Origin of the sequence: Bacillus sp. FSL K6-1106, from assembly GCF_038005245.1 — a bacterium.
Lineage (GTDB): Bacteria > Bacillota > Bacilli > Bacillales > Bacillaceae > Bacillus > Bacillus altitudinis.
In genome coordinates, this window is record NZ_JBBOSV010000004.1 from 14,424 (window position 1) to 32,651 (window position 18,228).

Consider the following 18,228-nt stretch of genomic DNA (forward strand, 5'->3'; position numbering starts at 1 on the left):
CTTGTCTATGCGTTTTCAGAAGTTGTATTTCGATCAATCATAGTCGTGTTTCGATATGATTTTTGTTCCTCCATTGTTGTATTCCGAATTGATTTCGTTTCAATGATTTTTAAAGTTTCTGCTGTTGAAACACTTAACAATACAATGGATACAATGATTAGTAATTTTTTAATAATCATACAGACACTCTCCTTTTTGAATATCATTTTGAGCCTTAAGAGCCTTTCTGTAATATTCGGCAGCTTTTTCAAAGTCCCCTTTTTTTTCATAAAATAACCCGACACTTTGAGCAAATGCTTCCACATAGACATGTAGTTTCTTTTCTTCAAAAATATCAAACACTTCTTTCAAAGCTTGTTCATTAGTATCCATATAAATAGCTTTTAATGCTTTAAATAACAAGACACTTAGCGAATCATTTACCTTTGAGGAATATATAAGTCCATCTTCAACGAGCAGATCCGCTTCATCAATTTGATTAGACTTGTACAGCGACCAACATAAACTAAATAGAGTGATTGGCTTTATGTCACTATTTTCCGAAGAAATGACATCTAACACTTCTTTATAATGCTTTATTGCCTCTGTATACTTTGATTGCCTATCATATGTATTACCAATATTTAATAATGTTTTTGCTACTAAACGTTGATCGTTTGCGCCCACAGCAATTGAATAAGCAGTCTTTAAATGTTGCAACGACTTTTCATATCTCATGAAATCATCATAATTTCCTGCAATGACAATTAGACTTTGAATTTGGCGAACTTTATACTGCTCATGTTCTTTATAAATATCTAGCGCCTTTATGATGTGATGCATAGACACATGCGTTTGCTTCATAATATAGTAGGCCTCAGCCACCTTGAAGTGAAACTCCGCTTGCTCAATATCATCGACAACCAGTGCAAGCTGCCTTTCAGCGATCTTGTAATATTGAATAGCCTGTACATATTCTTTCTTACTAAATTCATGCATTCCTCTAAAAAAAGCATTGTAATATTGCAACATACCCGAAAGTTGATGATTAGAATTCTCAATTTTATCAACCAAATCAGAAACAGAAGGCGATCGTTTTTCTGATGGTTTGATATAATCAAGCATAAGCTGGTGACGAAAGCACATCAATTGATAATAAATGAGTAAATCCTGATCTTCTTCCATCCGTTCAATTTCATGTTCTACCTCAGCTTTCAAGATCTCTGCATCTGGTACACTGAATTGTCGAATCATTTTATACCATTCATTAATTTTCACACCTACATGTGAAGAAAGAACTTTCTCCATCCCTTATCCCCCTTCCACTGAACTCCCTTATATGACATTTATTATCACATACAAGAATTTACAAAGCACCGAAAAGAAACCGCAAAAAGAACAAATATAGCCTTAGTAAACCTTTGGAACATTTTCATTCTCATCACAAAACAAAAAGGCAGACTCATTTCAGTCTGCCTTCATCTTCTAGATTTCCATGAGCATACCTTTTGTCTTCAGGTAATTGGCATTGAATCATTTAACCACTCTTCACAATGTTCAATAAGCCACCTCAAATATTCCACATATTGACCGACATGATAGCCATCACAAACAGCATGATGGACTTGAATCGCGACTGGCAAGGTGATTTTTTCTTCTTTCATCTTAAATTGACCTAACGTAAATATTGGTAGTAAATAAGTTATATCTGTAGATACATTAAGGTTAAAAGAAGTAAAATCAATCCACGGCAGACTTGAAATATTGAACATGTTTTCTGGCATATGAGGTTTCGGAAATAGGTTGTTACTTTTGCTGTAAGTGTCCATGTCCGCTACACAGCTTTTATAAAACCGAGCAAAGTTTTCGTCATAAGGCGTCCAAATACTTGAAAATGTCTTTGTTTCTTTATTTAAAATCGTATAACTAGGATGGAGAATCTCCCAGTAACCAAGTGCATCGTTCACTTGATCCATCCGAAACTCAGGAATTTGCTGCACAGCTCTTGCTAACAAATAAATTTGCACAGGATATACTTTTAGCCTTTTTTCTTTTAATATTGCATACAATTTCGTGATGTCTAGATCGATCACCAGACTATATGTGCATCGGGTTACCGTCATATAATGATGAAAGTGCTCTTTTCTCGGATAATTTTCATCTATTTGTTTAAACATTTTTTATCTCCTCCTGAATGTAATTGCTTGTATTCAGGAGGAAGCTTTATCTGTTTTTACCACCACAATCATCCTTTCAACCGGTAGGTTATGTTTCTGTCTACCACTACTCTAAGTTATAACGTTTTCATTCAATGGCTACCATAAGCTTAGCCTACGATAAAGCCTTCAGCAATTCTTCTTAAGTGATCTTGACTAACGTGACCTTTTCTAGTGCTCTATATCTTTCTCAGCTTACAAAGAAGATATAAAAATCCTGTAATTATTAACGATATACTGTATTCACTTCTATTTTTTCTGTAGAAGCTATTTATCCTCCTCTTCTTCTTTAATATGCCCCTCTGGTATTTCTTCGTTTTTAAGAGCAAAAAAGATATTCCTTTTTTATATTCTACGAATGATTTAAATCTTTGCTAGTCATGTCTTTTCGTAATTAATATGTATATTGTACCATTCTATCCTATAACAAATAACCTATTTACTTCATTTATTTACAAATGATAACATTATTTAAATAAGGAAGAATATTTCTAACAACTAAAACAATTATTGAATTATTAATTACGTTGAAAGCTTAATCTAAAAAATATTCCAAAGTAGGAGCTTATTATGGGAAAATCAAGTACTTCCAAAGGTTTAATATTATCAATGGTTGCAGGAATTTCTGTTTTTATACTCTCACCTTTTGCAGAAGCAAATGCATCTAAAGCTTTTGAGAAAGAACAGTTCTATTCTTATTCATTTGTAAAATCTTCTTTTGATCAAGCAAAAGAGCCTACAATAGATGAGATAACACAGTATTGGAATTTAAATGAAGTAGAAACAGAAAAGTTCAAAAAAGCAATTAAAGGAGCTCAATCAAAAACAAATGGAGAAGCTATTACACACGGTAAATTCACATGGGCTATAAAAACAATAAAAGAAGCTTATGATCAATTACCTACAAAACTGAAAGTAATGATAGGCGGTGTTACAGGGTTAGAAACAATTCTAATAACTATTGAGCATTATACAGGCACTCTTGAACATGGTATTTATTTAGGTGCTCTTAAAGTTACTGGAAGTGAAAATGCAGCATGGTGGGTTGCTAAAACCATCATGTTGTTCGTTTTTTAAAATGTACTAAAACACACCTAGATGCTGAAACAAAAAGGAGGTTCTTGGTTAATGACACAGGAAAATAAAGCATCCAAAAGTTTGTTAATTACTTTACCCATCGCTATTATAGCTGTGGTCTTGATTTTAGGGAAAATTGATACACCTGTAACAAATATTTTATTTTATGTAGTAGCTTTCGGTGTAATGGGTTTAACTGTTTCAAGCTTAGTAAAAGACTACAAAAAAAAGAAAGATTGATGACTTGTCCGTAGGTGCTGGTTACAAAAATATGGTTTCATGATCTTAAACAAACTATGAAACTAATCTATTGTTAAGTGGCTCACCTATCGTATCTTAAATTGACCACACTGAAAAATGCAGTGTGGTTTTTAATTTTACTAATGTTTTCTTTTGCTTTAGAAATACAAAAGCCTCTCGACTATCTCAAGAATGGCTCTGTTTCAACATCTTTTCATATGATTCCGACTGGGTTCGAACTAGCGATCTCTCCCCGTCAAGGTGAATGACCTTATCCGAAGCTACCAGATGTTCTCTTAAAAAGACTGATTTAATAAGATTCTATGATGAGCCTTTCTGATAAAAAATGTGCATTTCTGAAGAAAACTGAAAGGGTTCGTCCCCAATCCGTCCCCATAAAAAAAACAGACCCTGCATGGTCTGTTTTCATTTTGCCTATACGTTTTGAGATGTGTTTCTAATACCTTTTGATCAGCAGCCGTAGCTTCTTCAAATCGACCTTGTTTCTCATACTCATCTGCATATACTATATAGCATGCTTCAGCATAAGCGAAACGCTGTTCTGCTCTAAATACTGAAAATCCTCGGGCAACTGCTTCTCATTTATATTAATAAAATAAATCGGTTTATACCATTTTAACAAGTAGAAATATCTCATCCTTATTTTAATATTGGCTTACGTTAAACTTGTGAAAAAAACATATTCATGTATAATACAATTGATGTATCATACATGAATTTTAGGAGGGTGGCCTTTTTGAAAAGAGAAGATGCCTTAAAACTAAGATCAGATATTAAGAAAATGATTATAATAACTGGGGTTTTTGAATCTCAAAATTTGCCCAATGGACCATTTGAAAAACCTCTACCAACTTCTCAAATGATGGCGTTAGAGGAAATAGAGATGGAAAAATTAACCGTTTGGCAACTATCCAATAAACTTAGATTAGAGACTTCAACTGTAAGTAGATTGGTAGATAAGTTAGTAAAAAAGGGACTTGTTTATCGTGAAGTAAATGAAGAAAACAGAAGAGAACTTTTTCTGCACCTCACAGAAAAAGGCCACATTACTGTTAATCGCTTAAGAGAACAATCCCTTACATTTTATCAACGTATCCTCAATAATTTATCAGAATCAGAACAAAAAATAGTTGTGGATGGTTTTGAATTATTTATTGATTCTATTTCTAAGTCTTTTGATTAGAGTGAGGTAAATCATACCCTTTGGAGGATAAAATGAGTTTGGATTTTGAACGTCCTATTATTGAATTAAAAGAGAAATTTGATGAATTAAAGAAAATGATGGAAGAACATAATGTAGATTTATCATCAGAAATCCATGTATTAGAAAAACGTTTAAATAAAATGCAAGATGAAATTTATTTTAATCTTACACCTTTTCAACGAGTTCAAATCGCAAGGCTACGTAACCGGCCCACGACATTGGATTATATACCTTTATTGTTTACAAACTTTTTCGAACTTCATGGTGATCGATTATATGGTGATGATCAAGCAATGATAGGTGGTATTGCAAAATTTAAAGGGATGCCCGTTACGGTTATTGGTCATCAAAGAGGGAGAAGTACAAAGGAAAATATAGAAAGAAATTTTGGAATGTCACATCCAGAAGGATATAGAAAAGCGCTAAGACTGATGAAACAAGCTGATAAATTTAATCGCCCTATTATTACATTTATTGATACAATTGGCGCCTATCCAGGCAAAGGGTCTGAAGAACGTGGAATTTCTGAAGCGATAGCTCGAAATCTACTTGAAATGGCTACTCTTAAAGTGCCAATTGTTTGTATTGTAATTGGAGAGGCATCAAGTGGTGGAGCTCTTGGTATTAGTGTCGGTAACCATATCCATATGTTAGAGTATTCATGGTACTCGGTCATTTCGCCAGAAGGAGCAGCATCTATCCTATGGAAGGATGCTAAGTATGCTCCAGAAGCTGCTAAACACATGAAAATTTCAGCAAAAGATTTAAAGCATTTAGGAATTATTGATGAAATCATTCCTGAAATTAAGGGTGGAGCACAAAATGATATAAAATCACAAGCAAAATTGATTGAATCTGCAATCGAATCATCTCTTAAAAAATTGATACGATTATCCTCGGAAGAGCTTATACAACAGCGATATGAAAAGTATAGACAAATAGAGAATTATAAATGAAAATATTGTGTGATCGGTATGGAAAAGGGATTTTTTGATTCTAAAAATCCAATCTGGTGGATAAAGTTCGTCCCCAATTCGTCCCCAACCAAAAGAAACAGAACAAAAATTCGTTGTCAAAAAAACAAAAAACCCTTGCTATGCAAGGGTTTCAACGATGATTCCGACTGGGCTCGAACCAGCGACCTCTACCCTGTCAAGGTAGCGCTCTCCCAGCTGAGCTACGGAATCGGGTTATGTATCAGTTCTGGGCTTTCTGTTACTGACAGTCTCTATTATATAACCATCATGATCAGTCGTCAATGGTTTTGTTCAAAAAGCACAAAGCCGGTATCCATACCGGCTTTGCACTGACTTTTATGATTGGTTCACAAGGACGGGCTTTAATTGATCTAGTGCTTGTTTGAAGTCCCTTTTGAGGTCTTCTCCGTTTTCTACGCCCACACTTAATCGAAGTAAACCATCCGAGATACCTCTTTTTTCTCTTTCTTCTTTTGGCATAGCGGCATGTGACATTTTGGCCGGATAGGAAAGAATGGATTCGACTGCTCCGAGGCTGACGGCGAATACAGGTAATGTAACGCCATCGACCAATTCTTTGACAGCCGCTTGGTTTTCTAGTTCAAATGAAAGAACAGCACCTGCACCGCTCGCCTGCTTCCGCTGAATGTCTGCCCCTGGGTGATCATCTAATCCTGGGTAATATACTTTTTTGACCGCAGGATGTTCTTTGAGGAATGAAGCCAGTTCTAATGCGGTTTGACTGGCTTTTTCTAATCTGACTTGAAGGGTCTTTAATCCTCTAAGCACAAGCCAGCAATCCTGTACGCCAAGTACCGCCCCGAAGGAGTTTTGCAGCGAATAAAGTTCGTCTCCTAGCTTCTCATCTTTCACCACGGCTAAGCCTGACAGTACATCACTGTGGCCGCTTAAAAATTTCGTTGCGCTGTGCAGCACAACGTCAACACCAAGGTCCAGCGGACGCTGAAGCGCAGGCGTTAAAAACGTATTATCTAAGAAAGTCAGACAGTCATGTTCTTTCGCAATCTGTACGACACCTTCAATATCCGTAATACCGAGTGTAGGGTTTGACGGTGTTTCCATGTAAATGACTTTTGTATTTGATTGAATGCCTTGTTTCACTTCATTCAAATTGGTCATGTCCACAAAGGTATGCTCAATCCCAAATCTTGAAAGAACTTGGGTGATCATTCGGAAAGTCCCGCCGTACACATCTCTTGTGACAAGGACATGATCTCCTTTTGATAATAGAAGAAAAGCGGTTGAAATGGCTGCCATACCTGACGCAAAGGCAAGCCCTCTCGTTCCTCCTTCTAGCGCTGCAATGGTATCCTCCAATGCCTGACGTGTAGGGGTGCCTGATCTGGAGTAGTCATATTGACCGAAGTCATCGAAGCTGCTTTGGTGAAACGTCGATGCATGTTGAATCGGTACACTGACTGCACCTGTTGAACGGTCTGTTTTAAACGCATTATGAACGAGTTGTGTTTCTAGTGTCCAATCGTGTGTGGTCATTTCGTGTGTACCTCCTCTTTCACATTTGATAGTGCCTGTTTCAGGTCTGCTTTTAGGTCCTCCACATGCTCAATCCCGACTGAGAAACGGAGCAATTTGTTACAAACACCGTTTGCGATGCGAATCTCTTCTGGGATGTCCATATGGGTTTGCGTTGCAGGATACGTAATGAAGCTTTCGACTCCGCCAAGGCTTTCAGCAAAACAAATCGTTTTCAGCTGCTTCAAAAATGGATTGACCCAGTCCTCTTTGGCTACTCGGAATGACAGCATGCCTCCCTTGCCTGGGTAAAGGACATCTTGAATTTCAGGCTGCTGCTTTAGAAAATCAGCTAATTCCTTCGCATTTGCTTCGTGCTGACGCATTCTCAGCGCCAATGTTTTCATTCCTCTCATTAAAAGCCATGAGTCAAATGGAGATAAAACCGCCCCAATGGCGTTTTGATGCTGGAACATGTCTTCCGATAGCTTCTCTCCTTTTGTGACGACAAGTCCGGCAAGAACATCGTTATGTCCGCCTAAATATTTGGTTGCACTATGAATGACAATGTCCGCTCCGAGTGTAATCGGTTTTTGCAAGACGGGCGTATAAAAGGTGTTATCCACAATGACCAATGCACCATGTTCTTTTGCGATCTTCGCAACCTGTTGAATATCCGCTTCCTGCATGAGTGGGTTTGTTGGCGTTTCAATAAAGACGGCTTTTGTATTTGGCGTCATTTTAGAGCGTAAACAGTCTTCATCTGAAAAATCATCATAAACAAAGCGCAGTCCGTACTTTTTCCATTCGTTTTCAAATAGACGGTATGTACCGCCATATAAATCTGATGAAACAATGAGTTCATCCCCGCTATCAAACAGCGCCATGATCGTTTGGATGGCAGCCATTCCCGAACTGAAGGCAAAACCGGCCGTTCCTTCTTCGAGTGAAGCAATCGCATCTTCTACAAGCTGCCTTGTTGGGTTTTTCGTCCGAATATAATCAAATCCTGTTGATTCCCCAATGCCTCTATGTCTGTAAGCTGTTGAAAGATAAACGGGAGGACTGACAGTACCAGTCACCTCTTCGCTGCGGTTTCCAATTTGCGCTAACTTCGTTTCCACATGTTCTGTCATTTGACACCATCCTAAGTAAAAATCTAATTTCAAAACAGAAAAACCCCTTCTTCATAAGAAGAAGGGGTTTAATCGCTTCCTCTTATCTTCCAAGCAAAAAAGCTGCTTGCTGGATTTAGCACCTTGGTACATCACATGAAGTGATGCATACCGGTTGCTGAGGTTTCAAAGGGCCAGTCCCTCCACCTCTCACGATAAGAATGTGTTGTCTGTCTGTTCTAATTCTTAATACTGTAACGCATTAAACCTCATTTTTCAAGGGGAAATGTAACGATTAATTAAAATTTTCTGTATTTTGCACTAGATTGAATGTCAGTCAATTTGATTGCATGTTAGCATATAGGAACAACGCTGTTTTTCGTGTTACAATGAATGGAAACGTTTCACTTATGATGAATTTGGTTAGCTGGAGGAATGGATTATGGTGAAGAAAACAGGCATCATTCAAGAAGAAACCTTACAGTCAAAAGAACTTGGGGCAGATATGACCATTTTGATTTATTTGCCAGTCAATTACTCCCCCCTTTATACATATCATGTCATCATTGCACAAGATGGTCATGATTATTTCCGTCTAGGTAAAATAGGCAGACAAGCGGAAGAATTAATGCAAAACAAAGAAATGGAACGCTCGATTATCATTGGTGTCCCATATGAAAATGTTACTGAAAGGCGAAATACGTATCATCCAGACGGACCAAAGTTCGAGGCGTATAAACGCTTTTTGGCAAATGAACTAGTTCCGTATATTGATGAACACTATCCAACGTATCAAGTTGGATCAGGTCGTACATTTATTGGTGATTCATTAGGTGCTACGATCTCACTTATGACAGCCATTGATTATCCTTCGTTATTTGGCGGATTGATTTTGCAGTCTCCTTACGTGGATGAGTCGGTCCTTCAAGCAGTCAAACAGTCATCATCCCTTGCTCATTATGCGATTATCCATCAAATCGGGTTAGAAGAAACAGCTGTGAAAACGACAGATGGGCAAGTGCTAGACTTTATTCAGCCGAACGAAGAATTAAAGGTCCTTTTGGAGAAGTCTGGTGCGGATTATTTATTTGAGACATTCGAAGGCGATCATAAATGGACGTTTTGGCAACCGCTCATTTCACCTTCGTTAAAAAGAATGCTCCCATATTCGTTAATCAACTGAATTTTGTTATAATAAAAAATAATAAATACTTTCTTAATCAGGAGGGAACATGATGAAATACGGAGTTGTTTTATTTCCATCAAAAAAATTGCAAGACATTGCGAACTCTTATCGGAAACGTTATGATCCGAACTATGCACTCATACCACCTCATTTAACATTAAGAACACCTTTTGAATTAACGGATCTAGAAGCAGCTGAGGTCGTCTCCACCTTGCGAGAGTACGCAAAAAATGCTTCTCCTATTACGTTACGTATTAAAAAATTCAGTTCATTCGCTCCTGTAAACAACGTGATTTATATGAAAGTAGAACCGAACGAAGAATTAATGACTCTCAATGAGAAGTTGTACACTGATCCGCTTGCTGGTACACCTGAATATGCATTTGTTCCGCATGTGACAGTGGCTCAAAAGTTATCAGACGATGAGCATTCAGACGTTCTAGGCACATTGAAGCTGAGAAAAATTGATCACGAGGAAACGGTTGACCGCTTCCATCTTTTATATCAATTAGAGAACGGTTCTTGGACCGTTTATGAAACATTTATCTTAGGAGAAGAGGGTTAAAGACATTTGAATACAGTCATCGTAAAAGAACAAACACAACGAGAAGATGCTTATTATGTTCGAAAAGAAGTTTTCGTAAAAGAACAAGAAGTCCCGTTAGAGATCGAAATTGATGAACTTGAGGACGAAGCCATTCACTTTGTCATTTATAATGATGACAACAAACCACAAGCTGCTGCTAGACTGCGCATAATTGAAGGTCATAAGGCAAAGCTTGAACGAATTTGTGTATTAAAAGAGGCGCGCTCTTTCGGTCTTGGCCACCAGCTTTTAGAAGCACTTGAGTCTGAAGCGATGGCAAACGGAGCGAAAGAAGCTGTCATGCATGCACAAGTCCAAGCTCTTCCTTTCTACGAAAAGAAAGGCTACAAAGCCGTTTCAGAACCGTTTGAAGAAGCAGGGATTACACATGTCAAAATGACAAAAACACTATCCGTTTAACGAAAATAAAAAGCCAGGGCATCATGGATGCCCTGGCTTTTTATTGATTCCATCTCGTTCGCTCAGGAAGAAAGCGCAGTCATTTAGACGTAAGTATTGATATGAACGCCCTTACCTTCTTCCATAAACATATCTCGTACAAAGCGTTCCCGCTTTTTTTGCTGTACTTTCGTTTCCGCTTCTGTCACTAAGTCCTCTTTTTTCTCCAGCTCTCTGTATACCTTGTCATGAAAGGTGCGGGTGACCTTCGTCACTTTCGCATAGTCTTCTTTATCCTGAGGAGCAGGACGATTGATATATTGAAAATACAGATCCGGCTGAATCGGGGCTATATATCCCATCAAGAACGCCTCCTTTGCTTCTCTTCTACTCTACTATTCCCTAATTATGACTGTTTGAAACACGCCTCATTTGATATGATTAGATGTGTTTCTTTTTAAGATTGATTGACTATTGGAGGACTAGCTTTGAAATGCGCACGACGACATGATCGAACGATCTCATTACATACATATTCGAGAGAACACTATCAATTCCTCCATGATGAGGGGAAAAAAGGGCATTTATCTTGCCCATATTGCGGACAACCCGTCTTTTTTAGATTAAATATACATGAAGAACCTGCCTTTATCCATAAGCAAATATCTCAGCAAGAGATTTGCGAAAAAAGAGAACAACAAGAGGAAAAGAAACCGGCTGAACGAGAGGAAGAGGCATCCTACAAAGAGCTTGGCGGCTTTCGCTTTCCAACCGGCAAACAGATCAGCTCACAAACAGAAGAATCGGATGACTGGCAGGAACCACGATCCATTCAATTTGGCGAAACCTTTCATTTAGAAAAGAATGAAGAAGTGCATACCATTGACCTCTTTCCACACATCACCTTTAGCGCACCGCAGCTTCAAGCAGTCACACACAAAGACGGTCCGATGCTTGTGCTAGCTGGCGCCGGCAGCGGGAAAACAAGGGTACTGACAGCAAGAGCTGCTTATCTGATGTCGCACCATCAAATCCCCGCTCACCATATCCTGCTCGTGACCTTCACCACAAAAGCAAGCAGTGAAATGAAAGAAAGACTGCGTATGCAGTATCAGCTTCATCCTTCACAGGCGAGCCAAGTTGTGACAGGCACATTCCACAGTTTATTTTATAAAATGCTGCTTCACGATGATCGGGGCAAATGGAACGGACAGCATTTGATTAAATTCGACTGGCAAAAAGAGCAGTATATTCGCAAAGCGATCATGAATGAAGGACTTGATGAAAAAGACTATCCAACCGATCAAGTGCTGCAATCAATCGGCTATTGGAAAAATGCTTTTTTACCAAACGAACTTCCTGAGCTGAAAGATGAAAAGGAAAAGCAAATGTGGACAATCTATCAGTCATACGAACAGCAAAAGCGTGAAAATCAACAATTTGACTTTGATGACATGGCGATTGCCTGTTTACACATGCTGAATAAGCAGCCTGAATTGCTCAAACAATATCAAGAACGATTCAAGTATATTTTAGTAGATGAATTTCAAGATATTAATCCCGTACAATATCAATTAATCCAGCTTTTAGCTGGAGAATCCGAGCAGCTATTTTGTGTAGGCGATGATGATCAAGCCATCTATGCATTTAGAGGAAGCAATCCTGCTTTTATTCTTGACTTCAAACAGGACTATCCTTCGGCCGAGATCGTCCATTTACATGCAAATTACCGCTCTCATCATACGATTGTCGCAAGTGCAGACGCCATTATTAAGAAGAATCAGCATCGTTACGAGAAAACGTTAAAAGCCGTACGCGTGGAGAAAATTCCGCCGACTCTTTTTTATCCATATGACGAGGAAGAGGAAGCGACCATGATCGTAGCAGATATTCAGGAGAAAATTAAAAACGGTGCAAAACCGAATGACTTTTGCGTGCTGTTTAGAACGAATACAGGAGGCCGCGCGATTTATGAACGTCTTCATCAATCGGCGATTCCGTATCAAACCGATGCTGGTGTAAAAGCCTTTTATAGCAGAAGAATTGTTCGGGTGCTGCTCGCTTTTCTTTCGCTAAGTCAGGATGCAGATGATGTCGCCGCAATGAAGCTGCTGCTGCCCGTTTTCTTTTTAAAGCAGCAAACACTGAATACCCTGAAGGCGCTGACCATTACAGAAGATTGTTCTATGGTAGAGGCACTTGGAAAGCTAACAGACATTCAGCCGTTTCAGCGCAAAAAACTGCAATCGATCGTTCCCCTGTTTCGAACGTTAAAATCGTTAAAGCCATCTGAAGCTGTAGCGTTTATTGAACAAAGGATGGGACTTGGTGATTTTTTAAAAAAACGCGTGAATGATACGAATGTGCTTGAAAAAGGAACAGATGATGTACGAGATGTGAAAACAGCGGCGAAACGTTTTGAAACAATTGAAGCCTTCCTCGCTCATGCCGAACATATGAAATCTGCTGAAAAGGAAAAATCAGATGAACCAGGCGTTCAGCTCATGACGATCCACCGTGCGAAGGGACTAGAATTCCAAACAGTGTACATCACGAGTGTGGTTGATGGGGCGCTCCCTCATGACTTTGCACTTGATGAGCTGAGAAGCGGTGATGAAGAAGCCATTGAAGAGGAGCGGCGCTTATTATACGTTGCCATGACGAGAGCAGAACAATCCCTTTATCTATCCGTTCCATCATATAGAAGAGGAAAAACTGCTCACCGTTCCCGCTTTTTGTACCCTCTTTTAAAGAAACATCGTGAAGGTTTTACCCAAAAACAACAGGCCCCCCTTTAAATGGAGAGCCTGTTGTTTATTTTTTGTTGTTCATCATTTTAGCGATTGTATTAAAATCAAGCTTTTCTTTTCCACTTGTAATCGATTGAACGATTTTGTCTTCCATTTCTTTAGGTACACGTTTGTTTGCAAGCTGCGCTACTTTTTTAATGACACCTCGAACGGTATTCTCATCTTTAAAGTTCGCGTTTTGCAAAGAACCTGCAAGCTTAAAGACATCATTCATATTTACACCTGTTTTATTTTCCACACTTTTAAAGAACTTATTATCCATTCCTTTGCCTCCTCTTTGTGGAGTAATCACCTTACTATATGAAAATAGGCGAGATATGTGCCTATCCTGCTGCCTTGTTAGCAAAGAGAAAGGAAAGCAAAAGGCTTCCCTATTGCTTCCCTCACCTTCTTACTGTTTAGTTAAAGAAAGAAGCACCAACGATGATTAGAAGGATGAAAAGCACGACGACAAGAACAAAAGTTGAACCATAACCGCCGCCGTAGCCGCCACCATAACCTCCGCAATAACCGCCACCGTAACCGTAACAACTCATATTTAAGCACCTCCTCTTCTCCCTTACAAAATATGAAAAATACATGAAATGGTTTGGACGATCACATAAAAAAGTGCGGAATTTTTATTTCTGCTGTTTAAAGACGTAATCTGCCTCTCCATGACGGATCATGAATGCTTCTGTTTCTTTCGCAAAAGTATCCATTTTCTCGCCAAATGCTTTTAAGTGCTCTTCAAGATCCTTCGCTTTATTCGCTAGATCCATTTCAGCTTTTTCGTGCGCTTGCTCTTTCCCATCATGGGGTTTAGTGAACAAGGAACCGATTAATTGTTCGAATGCATCCATTCTGGTCACCCCTTCTCTCTTACATATGCATCACCCAAAAAAAGGGCAACAAAAAAACCGGATAAATCCGGCTTTTGTTTTTCCCTATTGAGGTTTCTTTTTCTTCCCGCAGCCGCAGCCCGTCTTCTTGATTTTCTTCGTATATACAGATTGTTGATTTGACTGCGCTGGATACCCTTGAAGCATATGTGACGGTGTTTCAGTTGGTTTCATCGCAACCCTTCCTTTCCTATTCCATGTTAGTATATGCATTTTCTTTAAGCGTGTCTGATCAGAATGCCTGTTTATTTCACAAGCTTCGACACGACTGCTTCAATCAAGCCTGCTGCGGCGGCAATCGCTAATAGTAAATTAAGCCACATGCTGATGACAGGAAAAAATATGTATATCAGTAGTAAAGCAGCAGTGCACCACATACCCGTACACCAATAACAACTTAACAGCTCTCCTATCCACGATCGCAGTCCTTTCCCCTTAATGACGATATAGGTCTCGACTTCACCTTGTTCGTTTACCTCTTCTTGCTCTTCATGAAATAGACGGCGAAAGGGGGCTGTAATCGTATCAAACACGATCAATCTCGTCAGCCTAAAGGATGCGAGGGCAAATATAGCAAATGACAAAGCGCCGCTCATGGAACCTCCACCTCCTTCATTCTTCTTTTTCCGTCCTTTCTTTATATATGCAAAAAGAAAGACCGCCATGATGAATCGGGTGCAAATAAAATTGGGTTGTACTTTTTCATGCTTTCCGATTCCATCTTGAGCCCCTGCTGCATTAAATAATGTATAGATAAGAAAGGAGTGAAAGTATTGTCTATTGAAGAAAGTGCTGATTTATTATACACACAACTGTTGAACGAATTAATCAGCAATTATGATGATTTCATCGAGATCAAGGATTCCGAAAATGTCACGATTCATAAAACAGATGTAACAGCCGCACTCTCCCTTCAAGCGACCGTAACGACAATCATTACTCTTTTAATTCAAATTCTTGTACCAGATGATGAATTGGCTGCAGACATCACAGAACAGCTTTTAGCTGCACAACAAGTGACAGTTCAAAAGAAAACAGTGATTCAAATCATCAATTGTTATAACGTCACGATTACATTATCTGATGCATCCATTATGAACTCCGTACAAATTCTCACTCAAACACTGAATGTACTTTTAGTTGAAGCCGGCATTCTTTGACCCTTTCTTTTTCTAACATCACGTATGAAAGAGGTGAAATAATCGTGGCTGAAGAGAACGAAAAAAAGGAGTTTCAAATCAACACTGATGTTGATCCATTAACAAGCCTTCTTGTAAGTGATATTTTAAACAAAAATAATGTCACAGATGATCAGAAAGCAAACCTTTCAGAAGATCAAAGAAGGATGATTTTGAAGCTGGTTCAGGATTTACAAAAGAAAGCAGATGATTTCGTACAGCAGCAGCAGGAGAAAAAGCGTCAGGCAGAGGCAGCAAAACATGCAGAAGAGGTCGAGCCTGAACCACAAGTGCGCCCTAAACGAAATTCACTTCGAGAACGTATCCAGCAGCGTCGTCAAGCGCAGCAAAATAACGATTAAATAAAAATGGGTTGCCTGCTAGGATAAATGCCCGAGACAAAACCAATCATTCCAGCATTTAATAAAGTAAACGGAAGGAGGAAAAGAAATGGATTCTAAACCATACTCTTGGGTCGCTCTAGATCGCAACTGTACACATCACGGCGATTACCATCATAACTACGAAAGAAAAGCAGTTTGTGACGGCCACTATTATGATGATGAAGATGTTTTACAAGACTTTGATCAAGTGAGTGTAACAAAGCAGACATCTGAGGAAGTCATTATCGTTAGAGATTCTTGTGACATTAACGTCTCTTCTGTTGATGCACAGGTTGCAGCATCTATCCAAGCGGCTGTTCAAACAGCGATCATCACCATTACAAACATCTCAATCGCTGATGGTGACCTAGCTGACCGCGTCACGCAAGATCTATTGCAAGCAGCTAGCCACAAACAAACAAATCGCCAGAAACTTGTCATCGAAAACTCTAGAAACGTTACAGTCTCTACAATCGATGCAGACATCTCTATTGCCATCCAAACGCTTACACAGACACTTGTTGCGACGATCGTTGCAATTGGTATCCTCTAATGTACAAAAGCAGAGCGAAAAGCTCTGCTTTTCCTTTTTCTAAAAATACAACAAAGATAAATAGTCATTTACCCACACCAACTAGAGGGCGCATACATATGTTGTTAAGGACTAAAGTCAAATACCTTGTTAAAGGAGCTGAAATCCATGAGCTGCGGAAAACACCATGGCCGACATGATGAAAACTGTGTATGCGATGCGGTTGATAAGATTTTAGCAGAGCAGGAAGCTGTAGAAGATAAATGTCCTACGAGCTGCTACAGTAATTTATTAAGCCCGACAGTTTCTGGAAAAGATACGATTCCGTTTTTACTTTTTGATAAAAAGGGCGGATTGTTCTCTACTTTCGGAAACATTGGAGGATTTGTTGACGATTGCCAATGCTTCGAATCCATTTTCTTCCGGGTTGAAAAATTGCATGACTGCTGTGCCACATTATCTGTATTAAGACCTGTTGATGTACACGGACATACGCTAAGCGTTTGTCACCCTTGCGATCCTGACTTCTTTGGTTTAGAAAAAGCGGACTTTTGTATCGAAGTTGATTTGAACTGTTTCTGCGCGATCCAATGTTTAAATCCAGAACTTGTCGACAGAGTCCTGCCAACAAAAGATAAAAAGCATCATCACCACGGCTAAACCAATCGCCCGCTCATCTAACTTGTCATAAGTCAAAGCATCCCCTTCCTCACGAATGACAACCAATCATGCGGAGCAGTCAGCAAAAGGCGGCCGCTTCCGCATTGATTGACATTAGATGCATCAACCGGCGAGACACATAATAAAGCTTATAGATGATGATGACAGTGCTCAAACACTCAAACAAATTTCCTTGTATAGGAGGGTTGAATATGAGCCGCAAACATTCATGGAACTGTGTAGCAGAGGCTGTTGAAAACATAAACGACTTACAAAATGCCGTCGAAGAGGATTGCCCGACCAGCTGTTACAGCAATCTCCTTTCTCCATCACATTCATTAGGTGACACTGTCCCGTTTGTTCTATTTACCTCAAAATCAAAACCATTCGTCGCATTCGGAAACGTCGGAGAAGTAGATGCTGGCCCTTGCTTCAGCACTGCATTTTTCAGAGTCGAACACATCTCTGATCACTGCGCAACACTCAGCTTGCTTATTGCATTTGACAAAGATCGTCATATTTTAGATTTTACAGATAAAGATTCCGTATGTGATGTGTTCCGTTTAGAAAAATCAAAATATTGCATTGAAGTAGACCTTGACTGCTTCTGCGCAATCGAGTGCTTAAATCCAAGACTCATCAACCGTAGCTGCTAACAAAAAAAGTCCCGTTATGGGACTTTTTTTATGTTCATTAAAAACCAAGTGGATGAATAGAAGAAATATCACCAATCGCTAATTCCACTGGATTACCGCCGCCTGCTGTGCGGATGACCACCATATTGTCTTTTCTCTCCATGATGATTCCTCTGTATGTTTTTCCATCGGCTTCAATGAGGCAAAGCGCTCTCGGCATATTATGCGGCAGACTTGTAAGAAAATCGACTTTCTCCTCGATATTCATTTGGCTTAACGGCTTCTTCACTCGTTTTCTTCTTGGTTCTTCTTTTGTTTCATGAAATACGCCTTCTGGCTGTTTTTCTTGTTCTTGTACTGGCTCTCGATTTTGTGAATTATCTTTTTCTTGATTGATCTCCCGCTCTTGCTGTAGCGCAGGCGGCTCTTCTTTTTTCTGCTTTACTTCCTGTGATACAGGTTCTTGCACGCTTTCTTCGATTGCATCCTCTTTGGCGCTTTTTTTGGTTTCTGAAGGTTTTTCTGACTTCTTGCGCTTTCTCACAATATTTTGCATGGCCGGCGCTGATTCATCATAGCTCGGCTGAACAATATACATAAGCGGCTTTTGATTCTCATCACCTTTATTTGACATACTGATCCCTCCCGAATGATT

The 18,228-nt window shown here is 39.2% G+C and carries 25 protein-coding genes, 1 tRNA gene and 1 riboswitch; of the genes, 13 read left to right on the forward strand and 13 right to left on the reverse strand.

The window, feature by feature from the left end; all coding sequences use genetic code 11:
- Window positions 1–5 precede the first annotated feature (5 nt).
- The 3 genes from MHI20_RS18720 to catA form a co-directional block, all read right to left on the reverse strand.
- Window positions 6–179 (reverse strand): RapH phosphatase inhibitor, encoded by a 174-nt coding sequence (locus MHI20_RS18720; RefSeq protein ID WP_159145602.1) that lies wholly within the window; start codon window positions 177–179, stop codon window positions 6–8.
- Window positions 169–1,287 (reverse strand): response regulator aspartate phosphatase, encoded by a 1,119-nt coding sequence (locus tag MHI20_RS18725; RefSeq protein WP_159145601.1) that lies wholly within the window; start codon window positions 1,285–1,287, stop codon window positions 169–171. The genes MHI20_RS18720 and MHI20_RS18725 overlap by 11 nt, the downstream gene beginning before the upstream one ends.
- 206 nt (window positions 1,288–1,493) lie before the next feature.
- A complete protein-coding gene (catA, locus tag MHI20_RS18730) occupies window positions 1,494–2,156 on the reverse strand; it encodes a type A chloramphenicol O-acetyltransferase (protein WP_159145600.1) in 663 nt (220 codons plus the stop codon).
- 609 nt (window positions 2,157–2,765) lie between these two features.
- Between catA and MHI20_RS18735 the strand changes: the two genes are divergently transcribed.
- From MHI20_RS18735 to MHI20_RS18750, 4 genes are all read left to right on the forward strand, one after another.
- Window positions 2,766–3,272: a hypothetical protein gene (locus MHI20_RS18735; protein ID WP_327855244.1), complete on the forward strand. Its 507-nt coding sequence runs from the start codon at window positions 2,766–2,768 to the stop codon at window positions 3,270–3,272.
- Window positions 3,273–3,323: 51 nt separating this feature from the next.
- Window positions 3,324–3,512 carry a hypothetical protein gene (locus tag MHI20_RS18740; protein WP_045035248.1) on the forward strand — a complete coding sequence of 63 codons (189 nt, stop codon included), beginning with the start codon at window positions 3,324–3,326 and terminating at the stop codon, window positions 3,510–3,512.
- Between the two features lie 757 nt (window positions 3,513–4,269).
- Entirely contained in the window at window positions 4,270–4,716 is a 447-nt protein-coding gene (locus tag MHI20_RS18745; protein ID WP_047945567.1) for a MarR family winged helix-turn-helix transcriptional regulator, read from the forward strand.
- A 32-nt stretch (window positions 4,717–4,748) separates the two neighbouring features.
- Window positions 4,749–5,693: an acetyl-CoA carboxylase carboxyltransferase subunit alpha gene (locus tag MHI20_RS18750; protein ID WP_144666537.1), complete on the forward strand. Its 945-nt coding sequence runs from the start codon at window positions 4,749–4,751 to the stop codon at window positions 5,691–5,693.
- A gap of 158 nt (window positions 5,694–5,851) precedes the next feature.
- Here MHI20_RS18750 and MHI20_RS18755 read toward each other — a convergent pair.
- From MHI20_RS18755 to MHI20_RS18765, 3 genes are all read right to left on the reverse strand, one after another.
- A tRNA-Val gene (locus MHI20_RS18755) sits at window positions 5,852–5,924 on the reverse strand.
- Window positions 5,925–6,050: 126 nt separating this feature from the next.
- The gene (gene metC, locus MHI20_RS18760; protein WP_045035233.1) at window positions 6,051–7,229 is read right to left on the reverse strand and encodes a cystathionine beta-lyase; all 1,179 of its coding nucleotides are present in this window, start codon (window positions 7,227–7,229) and stop codon (window positions 6,051–6,053) included.
- A complete protein-coding gene (locus MHI20_RS18765) occupies window positions 7,226–8,344 on the reverse strand; it encodes a methionine biosynthesis PLP-dependent protein (RefSeq protein ID WP_340940587.1) in 1,119 nt (372 codons plus the stop codon). Before MHI20_RS18765 ends, metC begins: the two co-directional genes overlap by 4 nt.
- 79 nt (window positions 8,345–8,423) lie before the next feature.
- Window positions 8,424–8,545: riboswitch (SAM riboswitch) on the reverse strand.
- Between the two features lie 220 nt (window positions 8,546–8,765).
- On the opposite strand from MHI20_RS18765, the gene MHI20_RS18770 reads away from it, so the two are divergent.
- Genes MHI20_RS18770 through MHI20_RS18780 form a run of 3 tightly spaced genes read left to right on the forward strand, consistent with a single transcriptional unit; the run spans window position 8,766 to window position 10,515 of the window.
- Window positions 8,766–9,506, forward strand: coding sequence for an esterase family protein (locus tag MHI20_RS18770; RefSeq protein WP_019743058.1), 741 nt, complete (start codon window positions 8,766–8,768; stop codon window positions 9,504–9,506).
- A gap of 52 nt (window positions 9,507–9,558) precedes the next feature.
- The gene (locus MHI20_RS18775) at window positions 9,559–10,074 is read left to right on the forward strand and encodes a YjcG family protein (RefSeq protein WP_024720139.1); all 516 of its coding nucleotides are present in this window, start codon (window positions 9,559–9,561) and stop codon (window positions 10,072–10,074) included.
- Between the two features lie 6 nt (window positions 10,075–10,080).
- Complete coding sequence (locus MHI20_RS18780; protein WP_008348412.1) at window positions 10,081–10,515, forward strand: GNAT family N-acetyltransferase; 435 nt, start codon at window positions 10,081–10,083, stop codon at window positions 10,513–10,515.
- An 83-nt stretch (window positions 10,516–10,598) separates the two neighbouring features.
- Here MHI20_RS18780 and MHI20_RS18785 read toward each other — a convergent pair whose 3' ends face one another.
- A complete protein-coding gene (locus MHI20_RS18785) occupies window positions 10,599–10,856 on the reverse strand; it encodes a hypothetical protein (RefSeq protein WP_008348414.1) in 258 nt (85 codons plus the stop codon).
- Between the two features lie 126 nt (window positions 10,857–10,982).
- Between MHI20_RS18785 and MHI20_RS18790 the strand changes: the two genes are divergently transcribed.
- Window positions 10,983–13,292, forward strand: a complete 2,310-nt coding sequence (locus MHI20_RS18790) for an ATP-dependent helicase (RefSeq protein ID WP_340940596.1) — start codon at window positions 10,983–10,985, stop codon at window positions 13,290–13,292.
- A 16-nt stretch (window positions 13,293–13,308) separates the two neighbouring features.
- Here MHI20_RS18790 and MHI20_RS18795 read toward each other — a convergent pair whose 3' ends face one another.
- The 5 genes from MHI20_RS18795 to MHI20_RS18815 all read right to left on the reverse strand — a co-directional run bounded on the left by MHI20_RS18795 (window position 13,309) and on the right by MHI20_RS18815 (window position 14,781).
- Entirely contained in the window at window positions 13,309–13,566 is a 258-nt protein-coding gene (locus MHI20_RS18795; protein WP_008348417.1) for a stage VI sporulation protein F, read from the reverse strand.
- Window positions 13,567–13,702: 136 nt separating this feature from the next.
- On the reverse strand, window positions 13,703–13,840 hold the full coding sequence (locus MHI20_RS18800) for a YjcZ family sporulation protein (RefSeq protein ID WP_008348419.1): 138 nt from the start codon (window positions 13,838–13,840) through the stop codon (window positions 13,703–13,705).
- Between the two features lie 84 nt (window positions 13,841–13,924).
- Window positions 13,925–14,146 (reverse strand): hypothetical protein, encoded by a 222-nt coding sequence (locus MHI20_RS18805; protein WP_008348420.1) that lies wholly within the window; start codon window positions 14,144–14,146, stop codon window positions 13,925–13,927.
- 84 nt (window positions 14,147–14,230) lie between these two features.
- On the reverse strand, window positions 14,231–14,359 hold the full coding sequence (locus tag MHI20_RS18810; protein WP_008348422.1) for a hypothetical protein: 129 nt from the start codon (window positions 14,357–14,359) through the stop codon (window positions 14,231–14,233).
- 71 nt (window positions 14,360–14,430) lie between these two features.
- Window positions 14,431–14,781: a DUF1360 domain-containing protein gene (locus MHI20_RS18815; RefSeq protein ID WP_035700339.1), complete on the reverse strand. Its 351-nt coding sequence runs from the start codon at window positions 14,779–14,781 to the stop codon at window positions 14,431–14,433.
- A gap of 177 nt (window positions 14,782–14,958) precedes the next feature.
- On the opposite strand from MHI20_RS18815, the gene MHI20_RS18820 reads away from it, so the two are divergent.
- The 5 genes from MHI20_RS18820 (at window position 14,959) to MHI20_RS18840 (ending at window position 17,594) form a co-directional block, all read left to right on the forward strand.
- Window positions 14,959–15,345 (forward strand): spore coat protein, encoded by a 387-nt coding sequence (locus tag MHI20_RS18820; RefSeq protein ID WP_007498962.1) that lies wholly within the window; start codon window positions 14,959–14,961, stop codon window positions 15,343–15,345.
- A 44-nt stretch (window positions 15,346–15,389) separates the two neighbouring features.
- Complete coding sequence (locus MHI20_RS18825; RefSeq protein WP_035392394.1) at window positions 15,390–15,725, forward strand: hypothetical protein; 336 nt, start codon at window positions 15,390–15,392, stop codon at window positions 15,723–15,725.
- An 88-nt stretch (window positions 15,726–15,813) separates the two neighbouring features.
- Complete coding sequence (locus tag MHI20_RS18830; RefSeq protein ID WP_008348431.1) at window positions 15,814–16,299, forward strand: spore coat protein; 486 nt, start codon at window positions 15,814–15,816, stop codon at window positions 16,297–16,299.
- Window positions 16,300–16,446: 147 nt separating this feature from the next.
- Entirely contained in the window at window positions 16,447–16,938 is a 492-nt protein-coding gene (locus MHI20_RS18835) for a CotY/CotZ family spore coat protein (protein ID WP_144666782.1), read from the forward strand.
- 212 nt (window positions 16,939–17,150) lie between these two features.
- Window positions 17,151–17,594: a CotY/CotZ family spore coat protein gene (locus tag MHI20_RS18840; protein WP_008348434.1), complete on the forward strand. Its 444-nt coding sequence runs from the start codon at window positions 17,151–17,153 to the stop codon at window positions 17,592–17,594.
- A 37-nt stretch (window positions 17,595–17,631) separates the two neighbouring features.
- On the opposite strand, the gene MHI20_RS18845 is transcribed toward MHI20_RS18840, so the two are convergent.
- Entirely contained in the window at window positions 17,632–18,207 is a 576-nt protein-coding gene (locus tag MHI20_RS18845) for a CotO family spore coat protein (RefSeq protein WP_047945549.1), read from the reverse strand.
- Window positions 18,208–18,228: the final 21 nt, after the last annotated feature.

Excerpts from the sequence above, each read along its gene's own strand:
- MHI20_RS18720 (WP_159145602.1), bottom strand. The coding sequence starts at position 179 with ATGATTATTAAAAAATTACTAATCATTGTATCCATTGTATTGTTAAGT.
- MHI20_RS18725 (WP_159145601.1), bottom strand. The coding sequence starts at position 1,287 with ATGGAGAAAGTTCTTTCTTCACATGTAGGTGTGAAAATTAATGAATGG.
- catA (WP_159145600.1), bottom strand. The coding sequence starts at position 2,156 with ATGTTTAAACAAATAGATGAAAATTATCCGAGAAAAGAGCACTTTCAT.
- MHI20_RS18735 (WP_327855244.1), top strand. The coding sequence starts at position 2,766 with ATGGGAAAATCAAGTACTTCCAAAGGTTTAATATTATCAATGGTTGCA.
- MHI20_RS18740 (WP_045035248.1), top strand. The coding sequence starts at position 3,324 with ATGACACAGGAAAATAAAGCATCCAAAAGTTTGTTAATTACTTTACCC.
- MHI20_RS18750 (WP_144666537.1), top strand. The coding sequence starts at position 4,749 with ATGAGTTTGGATTTTGAACGTCCTATTATTGAATTAAAAGAGAAATTT.
- metC (WP_045035233.1), bottom strand. The coding sequence starts at position 7,229 with ATGACCACACACGATTGGACACTAGAAACACAACTCGTTCATAATGCG.
- MHI20_RS18765 (WP_340940587.1), bottom strand. The coding sequence starts at position 8,344 with ATGACAGAACATGTGGAAACGAAGTTAGCGCAAATTGGAAACCGCAGC.
- MHI20_RS18770 (WP_019743058.1), top strand. The coding sequence starts at position 8,766 with ATGGTGAAGAAAACAGGCATCATTCAAGAAGAAACCTTACAGTCAAAA.
- MHI20_RS18775 (WP_024720139.1), top strand. The coding sequence starts at position 9,559 with ATGAAATACGGAGTTGTTTTATTTCCATCAAAAAAATTGCAAGACATT.
- MHI20_RS18785 (WP_008348414.1), bottom strand. The coding sequence starts at position 10,856 with ATGGGATATATAGCCCCGATTCAGCCGGATCTGTATTTTCAATATATC.
- MHI20_RS18795 (WP_008348417.1), bottom strand. The coding sequence starts at position 13,566 with ATGGATAATAAGTTCTTTAAAAGTGTGGAAAATAAAACAGGTGTAAAT.
- MHI20_RS18800 (WP_008348419.1), bottom strand. The coding sequence starts at position 13,840 with ATGAGTTGTTACGGTTACGGTGGCGGTTATTGCGGAGGTTATGGTGGC.
- MHI20_RS18805 (WP_008348420.1), bottom strand. The coding sequence starts at position 14,146 with ATGGATGCATTCGAACAATTAATCGGTTCCTTGTTCACTAAACCCCAT.
- MHI20_RS18810 (WP_008348422.1), bottom strand. The coding sequence starts at position 14,359 with ATGAAACCAACTGAAACACCGTCACATATGCTTCAAGGGTATCCAGCG.
- MHI20_RS18815 (WP_035700339.1), bottom strand. The coding sequence starts at position 14,781 with ATGAGCGGCGCTTTGTCATTTGCTATATTTGCCCTCGCATCCTTTAGG.
- MHI20_RS18830 (WP_008348431.1), top strand. The coding sequence starts at position 15,814 with ATGGATTCTAAACCATACTCTTGGGTCGCTCTAGATCGCAACTGTACA.
- MHI20_RS18835 (WP_144666782.1), top strand. The coding sequence starts at position 16,447 with ATGAGCTGCGGAAAACACCATGGCCGACATGATGAAAACTGTGTATGC.
- MHI20_RS18840 (WP_008348434.1), top strand. The coding sequence starts at position 17,151 with ATGAGCCGCAAACATTCATGGAACTGTGTAGCAGAGGCTGTTGAAAAC.
- MHI20_RS18845 (WP_047945549.1), bottom strand. The coding sequence starts at position 18,207 with ATGTCAAATAAAGGTGATGAGAATCAAAAGCCGCTTATGTATATTGTT.